The sequence below is a fragment of the Cytobacillus sp. IB215665 genome (assembly GCF_033963835.1).
Lineage (GTDB): Bacteria > Bacillota > Bacilli > Bacillales > SM2101 > Nanhaiella.
In genome coordinates, this window is sequence record NZ_JAXBME010000018.1 from 1 (window position 1) to 21,120 (window position 21,120).

Annotated in this window: 26 protein-coding genes and 1 CRISPR repeat array; of the genes, 14 read left to right on the forward strand and 12 right to left on the reverse strand. The window is 32.6% G+C overall.

From position 1 onward, the window contains the following. Nucleotides 1-438 precede the first annotated feature (438 nt). The 4 genes from SLH52_RS18320 (at nt 439) to cas9 (ending at nt 5,233) form a co-directional block, all read left to right on the forward strand. A complete protein-coding gene (locus SLH52_RS18320) occupies nt 439-645 on the forward strand; it encodes a hypothetical protein (RefSeq protein WP_320210704.1) in 207 nt (68 codons plus the stop codon). A 153-nt stretch (nt 646-798) separates the two neighbouring features. Beyond that, a complete protein-coding gene (locus tag SLH52_RS18325; protein ID WP_320210705.1) occupies nt 799-1,182 on the forward strand; it encodes a hypothetical protein in 384 nt (127 codons plus the stop codon). Nucleotides 1,183-1,334: 152 nt separating this feature from the next. Beyond that, entirely contained in the window at nt 1,335-1,529 is a 195-nt protein-coding gene (locus tag SLH52_RS18330) for a hypothetical protein (protein ID WP_320210706.1), read from the forward strand. A 488-nt stretch (nt 1,530-2,017) separates the two neighbouring features. Beyond that, nucleotides 2,018-5,233 (forward strand): type II CRISPR RNA-guided endonuclease Cas9, encoded by a 3,216-nt coding sequence (gene cas9 / locus SLH52_RS18335; protein ID WP_320210707.1) that lies wholly within the window; start codon nt 2,018-2,020, stop codon nt 5,231-5,233. Nucleotides 5,234-5,431: 198 nt separating this feature from the next. Further along, a CRISPR array of direct repeats spans nt 5,432-5,731; the repeat unit is 36 nt; unit sequence ATCATATCCTAGCCATTATCTATAGGGAACTATAAC. A gap of 68 nt (nt 5,732-5,799) precedes the next feature. On the opposite strand, the gene SLH52_RS18340 is transcribed toward cas9, so the two are convergent. Further along, a complete protein-coding gene (locus tag SLH52_RS18340) occupies nt 5,800-6,969 on the reverse strand; it encodes a tyrosine-type recombinase/integrase (RefSeq protein WP_320210708.1) in 1,170 nt (389 codons plus the stop codon). A 327-nt stretch (nt 6,970-7,296) separates the two neighbouring features. Here SLH52_RS18340 and SLH52_RS18345 point away from each other — a divergent pair, with 327 nt between their 5' ends. From SLH52_RS18345 to SLH52_RS18365, 5 genes are all read left to right on the forward strand, one after another. Beyond that, on the forward strand, nt 7,297-8,283 hold the full coding sequence (locus tag SLH52_RS18345; RefSeq protein WP_320210709.1) for a helix-turn-helix domain-containing protein: 987 nt from the start codon (nt 7,297-7,299) through the stop codon (nt 8,281-8,283). A 3-nt stretch (nt 8,284-8,286) separates the two neighbouring features. Next, on the forward strand, nt 8,287-8,553 hold the full coding sequence (locus tag SLH52_RS18350; RefSeq protein ID WP_320210710.1) for a hypothetical protein: 267 nt from the start codon (nt 8,287-8,289) through the stop codon (nt 8,551-8,553). Between the two features lie 56 nt (nt 8,554-8,609). Beyond that, on the forward strand, nt 8,610-9,494 hold the full coding sequence (locus tag SLH52_RS18355) for an APC family permease (protein WP_320210711.1): 885 nt from the start codon (nt 8,610-8,612) through the stop codon (nt 9,492-9,494). Nucleotides 9,495-9,559: 65 nt separating this feature from the next. Continuing rightward, the gene (locus SLH52_RS18360) at nt 9,560-10,411 is read left to right on the forward strand and encodes a hypothetical protein (RefSeq protein ID WP_320210712.1); all 852 of its coding nucleotides are present in this window, start codon (nt 9,560-9,562) and stop codon (nt 10,409-10,411) included. A gap of 192 nt (nt 10,412-10,603) precedes the next feature. Continuing rightward, nucleotides 10,604-10,918, forward strand: coding sequence for a hypothetical protein (locus tag SLH52_RS18365; RefSeq protein WP_320210713.1), 315 nt, complete (start codon nt 10,604-10,606; stop codon nt 10,916-10,918). 332 nt (nt 10,919-11,250) lie between these two features. Here the strand turns inward: SLH52_RS18365 and SLH52_RS18370 are convergent, their stop codons facing one another. Then, complete coding sequence (locus SLH52_RS18370; protein WP_320210714.1) at nt 11,251-11,382, reverse strand: hypothetical protein; 132 nt, start codon at nt 11,380-11,382, stop codon at nt 11,251-11,253. Between the two features lie 138 nt (nt 11,383-11,520). Next, nucleotides 11,521-11,847 (reverse strand): hypothetical protein, encoded by a 327-nt coding sequence (locus tag SLH52_RS18375; RefSeq protein WP_320210715.1) that lies wholly within the window; start codon nt 11,845-11,847, stop codon nt 11,521-11,523. 193 nt (nt 11,848-12,040) lie between these two features. On the opposite strand from SLH52_RS18375, the gene SLH52_RS18380 reads away from it, so the two are divergent. Further along, nucleotides 12,041-12,370: a hypothetical protein gene (locus SLH52_RS18380; RefSeq protein ID WP_320210716.1), complete on the forward strand. Its 330-nt coding sequence runs from the start codon at nt 12,041-12,043 to the stop codon at nt 12,368-12,370. Between the two features lie 186 nt (nt 12,371-12,556). Here SLH52_RS18380 and SLH52_RS18385 read toward each other — a convergent pair whose 3' ends face one another. From SLH52_RS18385 to SLH52_RS18395, 3 genes are all read right to left on the reverse strand, one after another. Next, on the reverse strand, nt 12,557-12,646 hold the full coding sequence (locus SLH52_RS18385) for a putative holin-like toxin (protein WP_320210717.1): 90 nt from the start codon (nt 12,644-12,646) through the stop codon (nt 12,557-12,559). Between the two features lie 285 nt (nt 12,647-12,931). Beyond that, entirely contained in the window at nt 12,932-13,261 is a 330-nt protein-coding gene (locus SLH52_RS18390) for a YolD-like family protein (RefSeq protein WP_320210718.1), read from the reverse strand. 402 nt (nt 13,262-13,663) lie between these two features. Then, a complete protein-coding gene (locus SLH52_RS18395; protein ID WP_320210719.1) occupies nt 13,664-13,933 on the reverse strand; it encodes a hypothetical protein in 270 nt (89 codons plus the stop codon). A 374-nt stretch (nt 13,934-14,307) separates the two neighbouring features. Between SLH52_RS18395 and SLH52_RS18400 the strand changes: the two genes are divergently transcribed. Beyond that, complete coding sequence (locus SLH52_RS18400) at nt 14,308-15,180, forward strand: hypothetical protein (RefSeq protein WP_320210720.1); 873 nt, start codon at nt 14,308-14,310, stop codon at nt 15,178-15,180. A 280-nt stretch (nt 15,181-15,460) separates the two neighbouring features. Further along, a complete protein-coding gene (locus SLH52_RS18405; RefSeq protein ID WP_320210721.1) occupies nt 15,461-15,778 on the forward strand; it encodes a hypothetical protein in 318 nt (105 codons plus the stop codon). A 135-nt stretch (nt 15,779-15,913) separates the two neighbouring features. Here the strand turns inward: SLH52_RS18405 and SLH52_RS18410 are convergent, their stop codons facing one another. Continuing rightward, on the reverse strand, nt 15,914-16,651 hold the full coding sequence (locus SLH52_RS18410) for a hypothetical protein (RefSeq protein ID WP_320210722.1): 738 nt from the start codon (nt 16,649-16,651) through the stop codon (nt 15,914-15,916). Nucleotides 16,652-17,396: 745 nt separating this feature from the next. Between SLH52_RS18410 and SLH52_RS18415 the strand changes: the two genes are divergently transcribed. Then, nucleotides 17,397-17,768, forward strand: a complete 372-nt coding sequence (locus SLH52_RS18415; protein WP_320210723.1) for a PadR family transcriptional regulator — start codon at nt 17,397-17,399, stop codon at nt 17,766-17,768. Nucleotides 17,769-17,949: 181 nt separating this feature from the next. Here SLH52_RS18415 and SLH52_RS18420 read toward each other — a convergent pair whose 3' ends face one another. From SLH52_RS18420 to SLH52_RS18430, 3 genes are all read right to left on the reverse strand, one after another. Then, a complete protein-coding gene (locus SLH52_RS18420; protein WP_320210724.1) occupies nt 17,950-18,420 on the reverse strand; it encodes a hypothetical protein in 471 nt (156 codons plus the stop codon). A 118-nt stretch (nt 18,421-18,538) separates the two neighbouring features. Further along, the gene (locus SLH52_RS18425) at nt 18,539-18,697 is read right to left on the reverse strand and encodes an AbrB/MazE/SpoVT family DNA-binding domain-containing protein (RefSeq protein ID WP_320210725.1); all 159 of its coding nucleotides are present in this window, start codon (nt 18,695-18,697) and stop codon (nt 18,539-18,541) included. Nucleotides 18,698-18,722: 25 nt separating this feature from the next. Continuing rightward, nucleotides 18,723-19,148, reverse strand: coding sequence for a hypothetical protein (locus SLH52_RS18430; protein ID WP_320210726.1), 426 nt, complete (start codon nt 19,146-19,148; stop codon nt 18,723-18,725). Between the two features lie 414 nt (nt 19,149-19,562). Between SLH52_RS18430 and SLH52_RS18435 the strand changes: the two genes are divergently transcribed. Then, nucleotides 19,563-19,652, forward strand: a complete 90-nt coding sequence (locus SLH52_RS18435; RefSeq protein WP_320210717.1) for a putative holin-like toxin — start codon at nt 19,563-19,565, stop codon at nt 19,650-19,652. A 185-nt stretch (nt 19,653-19,837) separates the two neighbouring features. Here SLH52_RS18435 and SLH52_RS18440 read toward each other — a convergent pair whose 3' ends face one another. Beyond that, nucleotides 19,838-20,449, reverse strand: coding sequence for a hypothetical protein (locus SLH52_RS18440; protein WP_320210727.1), 612 nt, complete (start codon nt 20,447-20,449; stop codon nt 19,838-19,840). Beyond that, a complete protein-coding gene (locus tag SLH52_RS18445) occupies nt 20,415-20,873 on the reverse strand; it encodes a hypothetical protein (protein ID WP_320210728.1) in 459 nt (152 codons plus the stop codon). The genes SLH52_RS18440 and SLH52_RS18445 overlap by 35 nt, the downstream gene beginning before the upstream one ends. Nucleotides 20,874-21,120 lie beyond the last annotated feature (247 nt).

A 21,120-nucleotide genomic window follows, 5' to 3' on the forward strand; every position in this document is an offset into this window, starting at 1 on the left:
GATGGGCAGTAAAGAATGGAGATATTACATCAGAGGATTTAGCTTTGGTAGAGAGTATAAGAAGATGATGAAAACTTACTGATACAGTTTCATTAAGAGGTGAATTTAACGTTTTCCCGAAAGAAGTCTCCGTCCAGTGCCAATTGACCTCAGATTGATCCCGATATAGGGAGTGCTGATGATCCTGTTCTTGGAGATTAGGTATAAATTGTTTTTACTACATTTTGCGAGGTGTTATGATGAATTTTATTAGTGGTGACGAAACAGTACCAGGTGGTCAACGTTCTTAAAGCGGTGATGACACAATACCCACAGGCGGATAATAAAGTCAAAGTATTAAAGTCTATCCATTGGATAGGCTTTTTTAGACACTAAATGTTCACAAGGAATATTGCTCTTGTAGAAGAATTCCTTTTCCAAACGAAAGGTGGGCTGTGTATGGAAGTTGGCGACAAATTTGAAATTCTTTATATTCCCGATAAAAGAAATGGGAATATAGAAGTCACTATTATTGGTTTCGAGAATGGTTCATGGGGTTCTGTCATGGCTACGCATAACGAACATACAAGAAACGAAAACGGTCATAATAAAAGAGAGTGTATTAACAAAGCCTTGAAACGTATAGCAGAACAGACAGCAGATTGAGTCTATCTATACAGGTAGGCTTTTTTTAATACAAGGGACTTAAATCATAATTTGTGCAACAAAAAAATCATGGAAGTGTTGTGTAGAACAAATTGCCAAAAGATTATACAGTTGATACAATACCAGAAGAACATTTGTTTGGAGATGTTGTATATGAGAGCAAGTATACCAGAGGATATATTAGACACAATTGTTGAGAAGATCTATCTTGATCTAGAAATCCACATTCTTGAGAAAAAATATATGGATGCAGAAACACAGAGGAAAGATGAAGAACACATCAAGTTTTTAAACACCGTTTTATCCAGTGTCAGAAAGAAACGGAAAGAAACTGGCGAATTCCTTAAAGGAAAAGACGTAAAGATTTTTGACGTAGTAGAACTAGATGATATGTTTGTTGAATACCCATATGCTCAAAAAACGAATGGGGCATCTAAAGAAGGTAGTCAACGTTTTTGGAAAGCGGGTTTAAAGTATCGGTTAACTCGTCGAATAAATGAGCGTTTGACAAGAGGTGTTGAGGAAGTTGACAAATAGCACCTAAGAATTCCTATATCCCAATCACTTCTCATATTTGTGGAATCTTTTTGATCAAACTTCATTCCAATAAGGTAGGCCTTTTGATTTTAAAGGACTTTTTTCAAATATATAGAATTGATTAATGTAACAAGAACGTGCGAGGTGATACTATGAGATTTGCTAGCGGTGATGATACACCTAGACCAGGTGGCTATCGTCAGGTAAATGGTGAGACAGTCCCAACTGGAGATCGCGCTAGAAGTGGTGATGGTACAGCTCCGACAGGCGGTAAACTATTAAGTGGTGATGATCCAGCACCTACTGGTGGTAAGTTAAGTACCGACGCTCCATTTCCAACTGGTTAATAAATATGCGTTACAAAGCCTACCGTTATTAATTGGGTAGGCTTTTTACTTATGCATAAGGTAAATCAAAAAAATTATGACTGTTTGACATATTTCATTCAAGTGTCATTTTTGAAAAAACAAATGAAATCATCAAAATTCACGTGCCAAAACTTCATTTATTTACAATAAAAAACCCTAAAAGTGTTGCTGTTACAAGGTTTTCAGCTTACATATCATATCTTAGCCAATATCTTTAGGGATTATGATAATTTAAACATTTTTTTAATTACATAATTTTACCATGAGTAACACCAGTATTTTCGAGAACACTATACCTATCATATCTTAGTCAATATCTATAGGTTGCTATAATAAGAGCTCAAATGAGACTCGTGGCGTAGGGGATCGCCTACCTTCTTTTATTAAAAAGAAGGTCTCCCCAATTTTATTGTTAATTTTCTTTGTTTTGGTCTAATTTAGTTTCTACATATAGAAAGGAGATATATATGAAGTACTCAATTGGTATTGATGTTGGTATTTCGTCCTGTGGGTGGGCTGTTATTAATCTTGATAAAAACCGTATAGAGGATTTAGGTGTCAGGATTTTTCCAAAAGCAGAAAAAGAAGATGGCGAATCAATTACTGCTGCTAGAAGAAAAGCTCGATCTACCAGAAGAACGATCAGTAGAAGAAGGCATCGTTTAGAGAGGGTCAAAAAACTAATTGCGCGCACAGGTTTATACCCAGCAAATAAAATAGAAGCTTTATACAAACTTCCATTTGATAAGAGTGTTTGGCAGTTAAGAACAGAAGCTTTGGATAGATTACTTACCAACGAGGAATTCACACGAGTATTAATACACTTAGCTAAAAGGAGAGGTTTTAAATCAAATAGAAAAGAGCTATCCTCAAACACAGAAAAAGACAAAGACAACAAAAACAAGCCTATACTATCTAACCTCAATGAAAATAAAGAAATAATGAACAATAAAAAGTACCGAACTGTATCCGAAATGATGACTCTTGATGATAAGTTTTCAAAACAAAAACGAAATAAACCAAATAATTATGTGTGTACTGTAGGAAGAGAAGATCTCCAAAATGAAATTATACATATCTTTAAGAAGCAGCGTAGCTTAGGTAATACACATGCTTCAGTTGAATTTGAGAAAAAATATATAAATATTTGGGCATCTCAACGTCCATTTAGCTCAAAAGAACAAATTAAAAAAATGGTAGGTCAATGTACATTAGAAACAAATGAAAAACGAGCACCAAAAGCATGTTTCTCTTCTCAAAAATATATTGCATTAAAATCCATCAATGAAATTAGAATAATCAGTTCAACAGAAATGAGAGGGCTTAATACTGAAGAAAGAAAAAAGGTTCTTCAGCTGGCTTTACAAGAAAAAAAAGTGACATATAGTGATATTCGGACTTTATTATCCCTAGATCCTTCTGTACATTTTAATGCTATATTACCATCTGCAGAGTCAACTGAGTTAATTAAGTTAAGCGAATATCATAAATTGAAGGATGCTCTCATTATCATCAATGGTTACGAGAACTTTACTGACCAAGATTTAGATACCTTCAGCTATGCTCTTACCATGTTTAAAAATGAGACAGACATAGAAGATTATCTATATAATCGTTACAAAAATAGTAAAGGTAAATACCAGCGAAATATTTCAAATACAAAATATGATCAACAATTAATAGATGCATTATCTACGCTAAGTTTTAGCAAGTTTGGTAACTTATCGATGAAAGCTATAAAGAAAATAACTCCTTTCTTAGAAGAAGGTTTCACTTATGACAAAGCGTGTGAAAAAGCAGGTTATAACTTTCAAGGCGAGCGTAAGAACAAGGGATTTACAGGTAAACTACCTCTCATTGGTAAAGATATTACTAACCCAGTAATTAAGCGATCCTTATCACAATCAAGACAAATCATTAATAATATTATACAAATTTATGGACTTCCGCATGCTATTTATATAGAAACAGCTCGTGAGTTAAAGAAAACCTTTGAGGAAAGAAAGAAAATACAAGAGAAAAACAAAGCTAATCAAGAGAAGAATGAAAAAGCCAAAAAGAAATTGTTAAAATACGGGATTGGTGATCCCAAAAGGTACGATATCGTTAAATATAAATTATGGGAAGAACAAAATAAGCGTTGTATATATACAAATAAAGAAATACTAGAAGAACAGCTAATCTCTAGTGATATAGATACTGATCATATAATTCCCTTCAGCAGAAGCTTTGATGATTCTTATGTAAATAAAGTCGTATGTTTGAAAGATGAAAATATGCAGAAAGGAAATAAGCTCCCTTTTGAATATTTTGGACATGACGAGCAGAGATGGAATGCCTTTGAAGAAAGGGTACAAAATAGTAAAATTAGTTCTTATAAAAAAGATAAGTTGTTAAAAGAACATTTTACTGAGCAAGAAAAAAATGAGTTTTTAAGGCGTAATTTACATGATACACAAGGAATTTCTAAATATTTGGCTAATTTTTTGAAAAATCATTTACATACAAACTCTGGAGATGACCCTAAAGTTGAAATACATACAATTAAGGGAAAATTCACCTCTGTTTTAAGAAGTCGATGGGGATTTAACAAGGATAGAGATAAAAGTGATCTACACCATGCTGTTGATGCGGTAATTATTGCACTAATTACTGTCGAAAACATCCAAAAAATCACTCGTTATTATCAAGATAAAGAAACCAATAAACTGAAAGGTCGTAAGGCTCAGTATTTCCCACGACCATGGAAACATTTTAGTGCAGAATTAACTGCTCGATTATCGAAGAATCCTGGTGAAATTCTAAAGAAAATGCAGTTGGATTCTTATTCTGATGTAGACTTAGATAAATTACAGCCAATCTTTGTTTCAAGACGTCCTAATAGATCGGTAACAGGATTAGCTCATTTAGAGAAAGTGAGAAAACATATTGGAAAAAGCGAAAAAGGGATTGAATTGACATGTGTTAAAACGCCACTTTCAAAAATTAAGTTAGACAAAAATGGGAACTTTAATATGTTTGGTAGGGAGAGTGACCCTTATACATACAATGCCATAAAGCAACGGTTATTGGAGTATGATAATAAGCCCGCTAAAGCATTTGAAGAGGAGCTTAGAAAACCCACCAAGTCAGGAGCACCGGGACCTATCATCAAGTCAGTAAAGATAATTGAAGAAAGAAACATAGTTCAATCCGTTCATAATGGCAATGGAGTCGTATTCAATAGTGAAATAGTGAGAAGTGATGTATTTTTGAAAGACAATAAATACTTTTTTGTACCTATTTATAAAAGTGATGTGATTAAAACCAAACTACCTAATAGGGCGATTGCGGCTAATAAACCATATAATGAGTGGCCTATTATTGATGAAAGCTACACATTTCAATTTAGTTTATATCCAAATGACCTCATAAAAGTTGTACCAAGTAAATCAAGAACGATAAAAGCAAAAACAATGGGCTCAGAGAAAATACAACTCACAGAAATGTTGGGTTATTATAGATCAATTCATACTGGCACGGCTGGGATAACCATAGAAAGTCATGATAGATCTTTGAGAGCAGAGGGTCTAGGTTCAAAAACCTTACAATTGATTGAAAAATACCAAGTAGACAGTTTAGGTAGAAGTATTTCAAAAGTAAATGGTGAGAAAAGAATGCCCTTTAATAAAAAACGAGCATAGTAAAAGAAAAACCTTGTATATATCATGTACAAGGTTCCTCTTTGTGTTTTTATTTTCATCTTAAAGAATAAGTTTAAATGTTGTTGATGTGTTTTTTAAAAAAAGACAAAAAACTATTGAAAATCACAAGCAAAAAAATTATTTTTTCGAAAAGAAAACCATCCAAAAAGTTAATAAATAGGCATTTCTGGCACACGTATCATATCCTAGCCATTATCTATAGGGAACTATAACCATCACTTTAGCTTTTTTATTGTTAGGATCATCATATCCTAGCCATTATCTATAGGGAACTATAACTACTTGTCCTTCCATCCAATACCCTCACTTATCATATCCTAGCCATTATCTATAGGGAACTATAACCGATTTATCTTACACCTTTATTATACTACGATCATATCCTAGCCATTATCTATAGGGAACTATAACCCGCAAACGTCACAGATCACGGTTGTTTCGATCATATCCTAGCCGTTATCTATAGGGAGCTAAAACTGTGGGTGGACCTTCGTTTTTTATTAGTATTTCTAAAAAGTGGTTTAATTATAATATCAATTTGCATTTTAAACATACTCAGCTAATAACCCTTGATCCCACAAATGCACCGCGTTGTCTTCCTTCTCAAATTCCTTCTGTAAATAAATCATCGTTGTCTCGATTTTTTCATGACCAAGTGAACGCATTATTTTATAAATATCAGCTCCACTATGATAAGAAATAATCGCATAACAGTGACGGAATGTATGAGGGCTGATAGGATTCGGACGATTAATCACAAAATCTAATTCAGTTCTAGTCACTGCCTTATTAATGTAACGAGATAAGTAAGTATTGCTGTAAGCTTTTCCGCCACTTGTCATAAAGAGGGGAGATTCATCTTTAGAATCCAATGAGGTATCAAATCCTCTTATGCTACGAAATTCCACAATGCTTTCAAACACCTTTTTCTTTAATGGTACAGTTCTTTTCTTATTTCCTTTCCCATGAATGCGCAAATAATACTCTCCTCGTGTACCATCATAATGAACATCACAAACACGGGCTGAACATAATTCAGAATTCCTGATTCCTGTAGTGATTAATACATGTAGAATACCAAACAGAATTGGGTGTTGCTCCTGTTTAAAGAAATCTAATAACTCCAGTGCTTCTGTTGGTCCCAGATCTCTATTTGGTCTTTCATCTACACTAACAGTTGCTGACTGAAGCCTTGTCGTTAAATCAGCGTTTAAATATTGGTTTTGATATAAAAATTTCAAGAAGCTTCTTATAATAGAAGTTTTTCGTGCAATGGTTGCTGCTGAATACTTCTCTTTCCCTTGAAGTGCAGGTGCTTTATGAATCATCCAGTCTTGATACCGTTTGATATGTCTTGGTTCCAAGCTTTTAAACAACGATTCATCTTTCACATCAGCTATATCTACATCAATTTCACTGGCATACTTCACCATGTTTGTTGCGAATGTAAGCAGCTCTCTCAAATATTCCTGGCGAGTACCTGAAGAACGATTTTTCTTTTCGTCTACATTTTTTTGTTCATGACAATAATAGTAAATCATTTCATAATCGGAAAAGTCATGGCATGAATTTTGATTTTCTTTTTCTGCAAGGTCTATTTTTTTCTCTAATGTTGGATAAAAAGATGTGTCTGACAATTTATGTATTAATTCATGAAGTGTATCTCTATTTTCATCTTGTAACATTAATTGATTTTCTTGACTTGAAACTAACATATCTAATCACCTCAACAATTTATTTTCTATAAATCTATTAATCTTCTAATAAACGGTCATTTATAAATCTAATTATCTATAACTATATATATCTATATTAATTATAACAGATTAATAAGTATATGAATCATATGTGCAAAAAAACCTCCATTTGTTGCACTATTAGTAATTACATAAATTTTTCTATTTTATTTATTATTATTTACTATATTAGTTTTAAATTGATGATATATTAAATACATATTATAATATAAGTATGCTATATTACATATATTTAATACCTTAAGTTATGGTATATTAACATTATAAAAAGGATGTGATTGAGATATGTTAGAAGAAAATAAATCTGAGCATCTTACGACTCAACAAGTTGCTGAATATTTAGGACGGGGAACAGCAACGATTTACAAGTATGTGAAAGAGGGGAAGCTCACTCCTGTATACGATCATTCAAAATGGAAGATGCGGAGAACCAAAATCTTTAAAAGGGAAGAAGTAGAAAAGTTAAAGGCTGAATTAAAGAAACCAGGGATTTCTACATTTGAAGCTTCAAAACGAATCAACCTAAAGTATCCTACATTAATGTCATTCATCTACGATGGAACGATACCAGCCAAAAAGTTAGAGCACCGTGGAAAAGAGCAATACTTCATAGCAGAAGAGGATCTAGAACAATTCCTCTCGTCAGATTTTTACGCGCGCTATCTTACTCAACGTGAAAAGAAACAATTCGTATCTGAACAAGGTTACTTGTTGTTTCAATCCTTCATTAACCCTGAAACAAATATAAATGCTCGTTTAATGGAGGTAGATGGAGACGAAGGGAAGATCATTTCTCAAGATGGTGTAGCTATGAGTATACAAGAAGCCATTGATGAAGGCTTTGAATCTAGTATCACGTTTGAAGATAAGGCTTACAGTACGAAAAAAGGTTATGCAACATTTCGTTTCATGAAGCCCTATGATGTACGTTCCAATATATATTCTATAATTGAAGCATTTTATCAATCAACTGGACCAAAGAATGTTCGATTAACCGTGGATCATAACTACATTAATGTTGAAGTCAAACCACTATATATAGAAGGAAAGCATCATGAGTTTATGCAGCTGTTACAACAGCATGTAGTAAGTGGGAAGGTATTTGAAGAACCTAGTGGTATATTAATAGATAGTGATCTTGAACCGCTAACGATTTACATTCCTTCAAAAATGAAGCAATTTATCCGAGAAAAAGCGGAGCAAGAAGGAAAGACAATGGAAGAGGTATCAGTTGAAGCATTAAAGAAAGTGTGGGGAGAAGAGGAGGGTTGAAAGTTGGAGCAACTTGACATGTTTGATGTGATAGATGAAGAACCTCAAACAGAGAAAGAACCACGTTTCAGCTTGAATCAGCAGGTTGAAGTAAATACACCCAAGAAGCAATCAACAGATATTGAGGACTACTATTATTTAAGTGAATATGCAGGAAAAAAAGGTGTTATTGTAAAGGTCAATAGTGGTGAAAAAACTTCTTACACGGTTGATTTCGGTAATAAAGAGGGGCTATTTTATGGTGATGACTTAAAAGGGTCCTTTGAATAGCTGATCGTTGCGGTAATATATTCATTGAAAAAATTAAGAAAGAAATGGTATATAGGATGAAAAACAAATCTGCTGTTGTTGTTATAAGTCTGGGTGTAGTATTTATTATCATTGGATTCATTAGAAGTGCAGGAATCGAAGTATCAGGTAGTGTAGTTACTCTTATATCTATTATTGCTGCTCTAATTAGCTTTTCAGATTTATTAGTGATAGCTAAACATAAAAAATATGCTAACAGAGTACTATTAATTGCTCTTATCCTCTTTGGTACTATCATAATTATTGCGGTTTTTAGATGGAATTTAGACTTTTTATTTACTCAATCTATTGGAGATGGTTCTACTATTATAGGTTTAGGGTTGGTAATTCTACTATATGGATTAAAAGAAAATTATAACAAAGACCTAGTTGAGGAAAAACAGCTTAACCATGGGAAAAATGAGGAAGAACAGCTAAACAATGATCAAGTTGTTGTGGAGTTGAAATATGGAGTAACAAAGAATGAGTATGAGGAAATGATGAAGATAAATCACATCATTGTGAATTTAAAAAAAATAGACAAACAAACATCGCAATTAAATACAGTACATGATGGCTGGGCTATATTATTTGATCATTTATATTCTCATTGGGATAGGAGGAAAGGTCCATTTTATGATGGGAAAAATCGAGAGTTATTTCACTTATTTTTAAATAGACTGGATGAAGTAACAGAGATTATAGCAAATATCGCAGATCCAAATCCTAGCATAACAACTTTTTACGTTTCGATGTGGGATAAAACAACTGAAGTTTCTGTTCAACAACGAATAAATAACTGGAATACGCCAAGTACAAATACCATTGAAATAGAAATAAATGAAACATTAGAATTGTGGAATGATTTAAAGAAATTGATCATTGATCGTTATGAAAAGGAGCATTCAGAACAAAAGAATTAGAGGCTGCTAAAAAACTAACCATGAACCGATACAATATACCACAAGAATGTAAAGAGGAGAATGCAATGGACTGTTATTTAGTACAAACAAAAGAAGAAACATTAACAAGGTTATATGCACTTCAAAGAGAAGGTGAAAATTTATTAGAAGACCTAAAACCAGGTGGAAGAAAGACATTACCTTACTTGGATCTTGAAATTGATATTTGGAGTGAGGTCAATAATAGCGTAATAAACGACTTGTTTAGTAACAACACTGTTCTCCAACAATTTTTGGAGACTAGTAAAATAAATGAAATTACTGGTAGTTTCCGAGTACCATATATAGTAAAAGCTAGCTCTAAAGCTGCGAGAAGAATTAATAATCAGTTGATTGCACTAAAAGAAATTATTAAAGAAATAAATCAAGGTAAATATATGGAACAAAGCAGATTATTAAATACTTCTTCTCAAAACCAAACTCTTGAGTCAATTATTAATATTTGTCGTAATTTCAAACATTTCGCTAATTCCATTCAACGTAACCCACACGGAAAAGCTAATGTTGAATCTGTCACAATTCGAAATGAATATGATTTACAGTTCTATTTTGGAGCGATACTTTCTATGCATTTTGATGATTTTCTACCAGAAGAACCGACTACTAGTAATGGTGGTAAATATTCTTTAATTGACTTTATTTTAAAAAGGGAAAAAATTGCTGTTGAATTAAAAATGGATATTACAAGAGCTAAACTTGAATCACAAATTACTACTGATATTAGACATTATAAAAAACATAAAGATGTAGAAAATGGGACTATTATCTTTTTTGTATATGATCCGAATAGAAAGATACCGAACCCAGTAGCGGTTGAGAATGACAACAATACAGAGGACCACGGATCTGTAGATGTTATATTAATTATTTCTCAATAAACGATAAATAATATAACTACTACCTGATTTGATGATTAAGTGTTGATTTAACACCTCTTGAATATGAATAGACACTTCAATTTGAAATTAGAAAGTATTTCATTTTACTTACAATAATAGATTATCCAATAATTATATATTGGATTTAATGGAAATAATAAGCACAGACTCTTATTAAAAGGAGGAAGTGCTTTGCTTTCTAAAGCTGAATACCTATTTTGTGATATATACGATTCCCTAGTGAAATACCATCAAAAAAATAGCGAGTTTGTTGTTGATTTAAAAAAGGTCGGCAAAAAGACAGAAAAAAGATTGAAACGAATATTACTTGAAGAAAACATATGCTTCACAGAACTTGATGATATGTTAATTTGTTTTCTCAATGATAAAAAGTTGAAAATTGCTCAAAAAGTATATACTCCTGGAACAATTAAAAGGTTGGAAGAAGAGGAAAAAAGATTAAACAAAGAATTCATGAAGGATATTATAAAAGTAGTCAACGATTAATTAGTTTGAATAATTAGGATGGTCTAGAGAAAAATACTATTAATCAGGTTTCACCTATACCTGATAGGCACTCTCTGGCCATAGAGTGCTAAGGTTCCAATTTTTCTTATTTGAAAAAGCGGAACCTTTCTTTCTTGTAGAGAATGTTGCTATAGTAGAAGAATTTGATGTGTTACGTATATGGAGTTGAATTAAAATAAAAAAAGGGCTGTAGCAACACAGCTCCTTTTTATTTTGTTCCTGGTGGGAGTGGTCTATCAGAACTCATTAACATATTCACTCCTTTTACAGTGCACCAACTGCAGCTGGCTGTGATGTATTGACGCAATTATCTACAACGTAGCATGGGTAGGTATTCCACCACCCGGATCTAAATGGTGCCCTCCACCAACACCTGGATCTGTAATAATAGGTCTGCCGCCTCCTGGATCCTTTGGTCTTGTACCTCCACCTGGATCAATCATTCGTATCAGCTCCTTTTCATAAATGGATATATAATCCCAATTCGACAAGAAAGCTTATATTCCTACTAGTATGTTTTAAAAGATTTATGCGAGAATTTTATGCAAAAAATAGATGCTCTCATAAGCGCCTATTAATTATTAAAGCATTTCTGCATAATACCTTCCTGAAAGGCATCCAAACTCTACCTTACAAGGCAATAAAGAAACATCGGCCTTTTTGTTCATCATCAATCCTTCTACCCATGCGTACAAATCCAATGGCAATATATATGCTTTATTTTCATTATCACCTTTAATAGTTACAATAGGGATTCTTCCTTGATCCCCAAGTATCCCTGCCGAAAGAACTTCATAAACGACTCCTTTTTCATTTGTCGAGCTTACTGTTGGGATGGGGAGCGTTTCATTTTTACTTGAATCTTTGTAAACCTTTGCACCTTGTTTATTGATTATGTATTCATCCATATTTCCACCTCATATTATTGTTATATCTAATATTCTATCAAATTATCCCATTTATGGAATACCGTACATTTGACCGTATATAAACATTTATGTATTTCTACTCTCATTAGTTAATTGAGGTATTTATATTAGCAGTTATAACGAGTATTTTAGTTGTGCAAAATATTACTATTAATATGTAGAGGATGATTATATGTGGTCACAAGAAGATGTGATTGAAAGTTTAGCATGTGGTGATGTCCCAAAGTGGAAATTAGCCAAATTCGTAAAATTAGAAAAACCATGGAACCGATATAGAAGACCTGAATTTGCTGAGATTATTTCACAAGAAACAAAAACCAATCAGGAATTAGTAAACCTCTTACAACATAAAAAGGAACAACGAATAGCAAAGCATGAGCTTTGGGAATTATATTTAAAAGAGCAGAATACACTTCCCCCAGGATTAGATGAAAATGACTGGGTGAAGCGATTGGAAGAATATAAAAACGACGTAGAATTTCGAAGTAAAAGGTTCATATAATCCTAATCAATTGTACATTTTCCAACAATTATGATATTCTAATCATAGACAAGCAGTAACTGCATACAATAAGAAAGACCGAAGGTGCAGCAACACCAACGGCCTAACAATAGACGATTCTCTAGAGAGTCGGCTTGATAAGTCAAAATAGACCACCAATCGCTCGGCTAAAGCGTTAAGGGTGGTCTATTTGTTGTCGTTTTTATTAAAAGACAGTATCGAAATGACTAGCCCGCAAAATGCTACTGCAAACATCAACGCTTCAAATACCGTCATACGCCTCACCCCCTTTCAGGGAATGAAGCCGACCACCCTTAGAAATTCGCTATTGTATTCCAATTATACCATAGTTGCCCATATTGACGAAGTTTGCTGTGATTGTACACCTAGCGTTCGTGGCATCTTTTCTCCTTTTAAATCCGAACAAAAAAGAGTGTACTTATTCAGCTTTAGTAACCTAAAGTAACAGCCCCACATGCTTTGCAGGGCTGTTTTTTCGTGGAGTAAATATCATTGATGTATTTATATATTATGCAACTGTTAATATTTGTATTCTCTATACTATATAATCTGGACATTAATAATATCCTCGAATTTTATTCGGTGTACTTCTTCAAATTTATCCATTACTCTTATATGTTTGTTGAGCTGATCCACAAAATGAATATGCCCCATACAAGGCTTAAAAGCTCCATTCTCAAAATATGTCACAGTCATTTCTTGTGTAAACTCCATAGCCTCTAGGATTGTACTATTTATTTCCTCTATCTCATGCTCATCTAAGACAGGCTGCTGTACCTTATAATAATCGGCTTGAGCTTTTTTCATCATCTTCATATGCTCAGGTTGTATAAATGCTGGCATCCATTTCATTATTCCACGATCTTTCAAATGTATCACCTCTGCACTTATTATATACGAAAGTATGTTCGTTTAGTAGAGAAAATAAAAAAATTCAAATCCTATGTGTCATGTCCACACATTTATAAGAGGAGGTTCATAAGTTGTTACTGGATGGGTTTGGTCAGCCTACATCAAAAAGTCTTTTCCTTAATGGGTAAAGGCTTTTATATTTTGCATTTATTAATAACATAAGTAGGTAAGTGAAAAGATAATTTCCTCTAAGAGCGCTTTAGTAACACTGATTGTCCATATTAATGTTGGGGGCTATGAAAATGCTCTAACCGAGGCATTAACTATATACATAGATATAATACAACAAAATAGGCGTCAGGTAATTAATCATGTATAGTTCCAATTTTTCATTCCTGAAGAATTGGAACTATTGTTTTTTTACATAGTAAGTAGTTTTGATTGAATGTACGTTAGTTGAGCTATTATGACTATTAATAATAAAGTAATAAAGATCCAATTAGCTTTCTTGAAAACTCTCAGTAATTTAACAATAAGCACCAGGGTCACTTTAAAAAATCTTCTAATAAACGTTCCTATCGATGGAAAAAAATCTGGGAACATATTATTAATTACGTTCACACCTAAGTTAATTACAGCCAAACCTCCAAATATGATAGGAGCTGTTACAATATCAATGTCTAAAATCATTTGCTTATACCTCCTTTCTAATTTCTAAGCTTTTACATACTATAGCAGCCACTTTCTTTAATTTTAATAAGCTATTACTATTTTTTTAAAAAAAGAGTAATTTGGTTTTCTATCAAGCCTTCCCTGCCAACCCTAAGACTTTTTCTAGTAAGCAAAAAAAGTAGGAGAATTTAAAAAATTAACGAATACATATATTAAATCTAGTTAAGAGTATGTAACTATTACAGACGCACTTCTGAAAAAAATCAAAATCCAAAACCTCCTGTACAATAAAGAAAGATAATAACCATAGACTTAACGGCTTCAATAATTACTTGGTATTTACCAACTGCACTGAGGGAGTAATTTGATAATGTTTATAAGGAGCACATACAATGAATAAATATAAAGGACTGATCTTATCAACGGAAATCCTTCCTACCAGATTTACATTACTAAATGACTGTTCAAAGTCGGATAGAAAAGAAGCCTTGAAATTTTTGTATTATAATAAAATTAATGATGATGCAATTACATCAGGTGTCCTGCGAATTCAGAATGATGGATTGGCTGTACTAGCTGGACAGTCCATGCCTGCTATTGCTGGGTTTCTATACGAAGCATTTGTGGTCCGTCATGCAAATGAGAATAAAGAAATAAAAAAGGAACTATATATGTGGAGTAACGATGGAAAAAGGAGATTATCTGATAAACAGATATCAAAAATAGAAGTTCTTGGATTGGGGTTCCCTGAAATAAAAGAAACTCATCCAGATATCTATGCACCTCAACATTATAATAATGATATTGGTTTCATAAAGTACAGGAATTATGTTGAAGGCGCCATACTTTTTAATAAAAACCAATTGAGCAATGATATCCATTTATTATATAACAATATCGGTCGATCACTTGGTATTCAAATTAAAGCAATTACTGGCAACGAAAGAAAAGAAATAATTGAGCCTATAATTAAAAATCAATATTCTCATGTATTAACATTACTACGAAATAATAAATCAAAGAAACAATCTGTTGATGAGTGTCGTTCGATTTTAAATAAGATGTATAACAATAATGAAATCGATATAGACACAATGGTTTCAACAATGAACGCAATACGATCACCAGAGCAAGTAGGTATAAGACAAAACGAAGTCGATGATTATTATGAAACTATTCAATACTGGTATGAGGATGGAATGACAAATGGTAATATAATAAGCAACCCATTGGGACAACAAGCTGCAAATGCCATTCTTGTTTGATTGATATTAAGAAATATTTTATAGTTGATTTTATCTTGGTTCATATTGAAAAAGAATTCTAGCTTAGGCACTAATTAATTGAATAGGTGCCTTTTTTAAATGGTAATTTGTAGCATGGTTTCTCTTAAGTGATCAATACCTAATACACAAACAAGAGAGGTGTTTAAATTGAGCTGAAAGTATTGGCTTCGTGGTGTCAAAAAATCATGTGATGTTTGAGAAAAAGAACTCCATATAATGCTAAGATTGTCAAAATACCAACAGGCATAGGGGGGATATTATGAAAGAAGATTTCTTTGAATGGATTACAAATAAGAAGAGCTTTCTATCTAAGTATGGTATAGATACCGAAAAACTTATATTTAACGAAGAAAGTAAAAACGATTATTCAAGTGTAATTGTTCATCACTATAATCCTAACAAGTGTCTAGGACAGATAGAAATGTTCGGAGTAAATATGGTTTATTTTGAAGTCATTGAATTTAACAGTGGTGAGAGATTAGCAATTGAGCATACCGAACTTGATAATGAATACGATTATAACATTATATTTGAAAGTTACTTCAAAGCCTTGATTAGTGGCGAAAAAGTAGGTTAAAAGCACGAAAGGACCTCAAAATGTAGGTCCTTCCCATTTTAATTATTTATCAACATTATTGTTTAACAGAGCCAATATTAAAAATATTTGTTATTGGTTTTATTTAAATATTTTTTAGCTATTCATGCTAATAATTCAGTATTTGTCTGTTTTATACGCTTCTGATTTAGATAGTGTATTAGCGGTAACTTTGCTCCGCCTTCTCCATGTATCTCCTTCTTTAATCTTCTTGTATTCCCTGTATTTCTTTGTTTCTCTCTGAACAGGAAAGTATTTAGGATAATTAAATAGATTGTTCATTTCGTTAACAGTGCTTGGTTTTATAGTTGACTGTTTAAATACAGTTCGCAACGCTTCTTCAATTCCATCAGTAGTATCTAAAAGTCGTTTCTTTCCATTTTCAGAAAGGTATTCAGTAAGCATTCTTTTAAACTTATTAGCTACTCTAGCTGTTGGGAGTGATGATGTTTCGATTACTTCTTTATAGAGAATTCTTAATTCGTGTTCCATTATTAATTCTTTTTGCTTTCTATTGAAGAAGGCAGCACTGTCAGCCTGATTCTCGGTACCATTAAGGATTATGAATCTTTTAATACAATCAGAGCCAATCCTCAATTTTATCTTTGTATGAATGTTTTCTATCACCCAATTTTCTTTAGAAATGTGACTGTTACACAGCTCACAATTCTCTACAAATTCTTTATCATCGTTAGGAATATTACCTATATATTCCCACTCTCTTCTAGCCTCTTGGAAGTTTTCTGATGTACTATTCTTGGTGAGGTTTTCAATAGTGCGTGGTCCTGGTGGTGTTTCTTTTAGATGCTCTTCCTTTTTTCCCTTTTTTACTAAAGTGTCTTGCAGTTGCCTCATAAGATTCCCCCTATGTTTTATGTTAATAATAGAGGCAATGGAAAATAATCTATTCTTAAAGAGATACGAATTAATAAATAAATACCTCTGTTAAACTACAATCCTCCTAACTTAAAGACCTACCACATACAGCTTACTTATATCAAATATACCCAACTGAAAGGGAACATAATTTGAATTTGATCACTTTTGATACACATTGTGGTTTACAAATAGTTAGCTTTTTTGTAAACTTGGGTTAGTTGGTTTCCAAGAATACAAAAAATTAAATAATGTGCTGTGGTAAAATATTTAGATTATTTCACATATACCCACTCACAACCCATAACATATTTGTCGAATAAAAAGTCAGATGTGTTTTTTTGTGTTTTTCTATAAACTTTATTCAAAAAAATAGTTATTACATATTGTAAAAAACTACAATATTTGATTGCATTTCCATTATACGGCACAAAAAAACACTAATCAATATATAGTGTTATAAATTTAGCAATTAATACTATATATTGATTTTAGGTCAAGTTAAAATTAATATGTCAAACTAGAAAAAGGCTAAATATGTAAGATAACTAGAGAATAAAAGAGTTAATATGAAAATATATACGATTTTTTAATTAATTAAAGAGTTGCCCTTTTTGAATGGTCATTTGTAGGCCTTTTTTCATCTTATGAACCTACTTATTATTTTATATTCTGAGATAGTACTAAGTAGATTTATGATATAATTATCATAAGGAGGGATAATATGGAAAAGTCTAATGAACCTAAACGCTTTGCACTAAACATGAGTGCAGCTCAATTTGTGAAATTCTATATTATGTTTTTGCTAACGACACGAATTACTATGTATAGCGAACAATTTAAAAAGGAATTTAAAACTCTTGGCGGACAATGGTCACCAGCCCCTTCGACACTATTAAATACCCTTGCTCAAATGACCGAAGATGGCTTTCTAACTAGAGAAGTTCATATTAAAGGTAAGAGACAACGGCTGTACCTCTATCAATTAACACACGCTGGAAAAGAAGAATTCGATGTTTTGAAAAAGAAATACTACAACATATTTGACGAACAACGAAATATATTAGAGAAGGTCATGAAGCAAGTATATAAATAAGAGGATTTTCACCCAAATGATAAAAGGGGAGCGCAATAAAAAACTTATTGCACTCCTTTTCAAATATTAAGAGAGCTTAGTTTTCTAAGCTCTCTTTTTCTACTAATATTATTACATGCTCTATATATTCATTACAGCGTAACCACTTCTAAAATAGTTATTATCGGAGTCAAATATGATTTCAATTACTTATTCTACCTTCGAAAATAGGCTCCAAATAGTATTGCATGAATACCTCTAATAAGTCTAAAGTAGTCTTTTTCTCTGTCAAAAATGTAATCTCATGTCGATGTATATTTTCTTTTATCCACTCCGTTGTATTATCTATATCAAGACCATTCACTGTCTTCTTTAATCCATTATCGGTTAGATTCCTTTTTAAAAATTCCTTATTTGAAAGAATTTTATTGAATAAGGTGCTATCTCCACCATTTTTGGTATAGTGATTTGAGTTAAATCGTGCTTTCGTTTTCATTCCAGCCTTACCTACTTTTAAAAATACCGAATCTACTTCAAATATGTAAATACCTACAGCTCCATTTGGAAGGGGATTAGGATTATGTGGGGCAGGTAAATAAGAATAAGAGAAATCATTTCTACACAAATCGAATTTTTTACAGAATTCACTTAAAAGATCTCGTACACTATTCAATTAATTTAGACCTCCTTTGATAATTAAGAACTTAATAATAGTAAATTCTCTAAAAGTTAAGTTCATAATATTTTTCATCATAATTTGAAATTGTTACTTTTTATTTAGAAGTAGTTCCCTAGTGTGGTAATGTTTTCTTTTGTGGTTTTAATATGATAGACTCCTTATCAGAAATTAATTCTACTTCAGAACCCTGCTTAATTGACATTTCTTCAGCAATATATCTAGGTATACGTATACCAAGGCTATCTCCACATTTTTCAACCGTGATAATCATTTAAAACCCTCTCCCATATCTTCTATTACTTAGATATTTTTTTTCTTAATTTTTCTCTATCCTTATTCAGTTCATGTATTTCGATGGTCTTTTCAGTTAACTGCTTTTTATAAACTTCTACTACACCTTCCAGCTCTGTAATTTTCATCCGTAAGTGTTGTACCTGGTCGCTATGCTCTTTTTGCATAACATCTAACCTTGAATGATATGATATTGCAGATTGCTTGAATAGCTCCTCAATGCGCCTTAAATGACCATCTAAATCATCTGCATTTTCAACGTTAGATAACTGATTCCTCTTATTTTCCAGAGATAAGTGATCATCGTACATCAAGTTAACTATTTCACCTTTTTCTTTGATTCTACCGTCTCCTACGTATTGGTCGATTAAATTAGACAAGTTTTCGTTTAAGTTAGGGTCTATTTTTTGAGCAAATTGCATTTTTCCCATGTATCTAAACCTCCTACGGTTAACAATTAACGGTTATCTGTTATCCATTATGGCTAAAAGTATTTAAAAATATACATCGTAAATGAAATTCCCCTTATTAAAATCACCAAATAGATAACTTACTTAATTTTTGGATATAAGGAAGGGGGGATTTTTCAAAAAGCAGAGGGAGAAGAAGAGAGAAAAGGACCATTTAAAGGAATTTTTTTTATAGCTATATTCATAGTTACATGACAAGATCAATTAAGAAAATTAAAAAGAAAAACCTGTGCAAAAGAAGAAGGATAGGACACTGAACAAAATAACCCTAATTTTCTTAAATTCAGTAAAATGGGCAAACTATGGTATAATTAGAATACAATAGCGAATTTTCTAAGGGTGGTCGGCTTCATTCCCTGAAAGGGGGTGAGGCGTATGACGGTATTTGAAGCGTTGATGTTTGCAGTAGCATTTTGCGGGCTAGTTATTTCGATACTGTCTTTCAATAAAAACGACAACAAATAGACCACCCTTTGTCTCCTGATAAGATGAGGGCGGTCTATTTCAATGATATAGCCGACTCCTGAAGGAATCGTTATTGTTAGGCCGTTGGTGTTGCTGCACCTACGGTCTTTCTTATTGTATGCAAATATTGCTTGTCTATGATTAGAATATCATAAATGTTTGGAAATGTACAATTAACATCAATATTAGTCAGCAGTTAAGCTACTTACGATGTTTGAAAGGATCGTATAGTCACCTGCTTTGATTTTAGACATGACATCTTTAAAACGGATAGCAATTAGTTCTTCAACTGATAGGTGAATACTTGGATGCAGCTCATTTAAGTCATGGAGTAATACTTCACCTTTCAAGACAAACTTTTTGAGGACTCTGAGCGTTAAAAAGCTGAAAGCATTTTTTCTTTGCTTTCTTTTTTGAATTTGACGATTAATATCATCCATACTAATACCTTCTTTTGTTTCTAAATAATGGTTGATAGCAACATCATTATCATTCCGTTCCATGATTTTAGATTCAAGTATTTTAGCTAGCTTATGAATATCCATCCCCATTTCAACCTGCCGTAAAAAGTCCTTATATAAGAGTACAATTAGCTTCTCTACCGTAAATATTTCGTCTACTTCATCTTCAATGAGATCATTAACCGTCATCACAAACACCTGAGCTCTTTTTAAATCATAAGTAGGTAAGTAAATCTCCAGTCGAACATACTTAGATTCAAACAGACGATTGAATATTTCACCAGTATTCCCAACCACAGAGTTATTTAGAAGGTCTATACGGCTGAATTTCTTCATTTTTGATTTGTCCTCCTCTTTGCAGATAACCAATCACCGAGACCATCACCCTTTGTAGTGCTTGCCTCTCCGAAAGTCCCCACTCAATTGACAAGTCAGTTATCATATCCTTTTCAATTTGATTGGGTTTAACAGTTTTATAGGTACCAGTATTTTTATAGGGTATTGACCTACGTATTAGTTCAGGATGTTTTAATCCAAACCTTAACAACTTTGTTAGAAATTCCGTAATCGATCCTGCATCAATACGATTTTTTAAAAATTGATATTGCCTTCTCAGTTGCACATGTTGTTCTTCAGTCACAGGAAATTTCATAACAGCAACTTTATCAAATCTCGTCCGACGTTGTGTAGAAGTTTTTCGTTTAACAGTGGGTTGTTTCTGTTCTTCAAATAATATTGGAGCTATCGGTTTATGTTTCAATCTCCTCTCTCCCCCAAACGATTATTTCCAAAATCTATCTTTCTCAGAGTCAAAATTCCATAATTCCACCTATTTTAAACTTATGGGGGAGAGGGGATATGTATGACAAGTTTAAATAATCAGAAAAAAGGCGATGCTATGTTTTATAGACATAATAATTGGAGGTATTAAAAATGAAGTTAGATAAGAAGCTAGCTATAAAAATAGCAAAGGCAGGAAATAAAGCATCTAAGGAATTAGGCTTAAT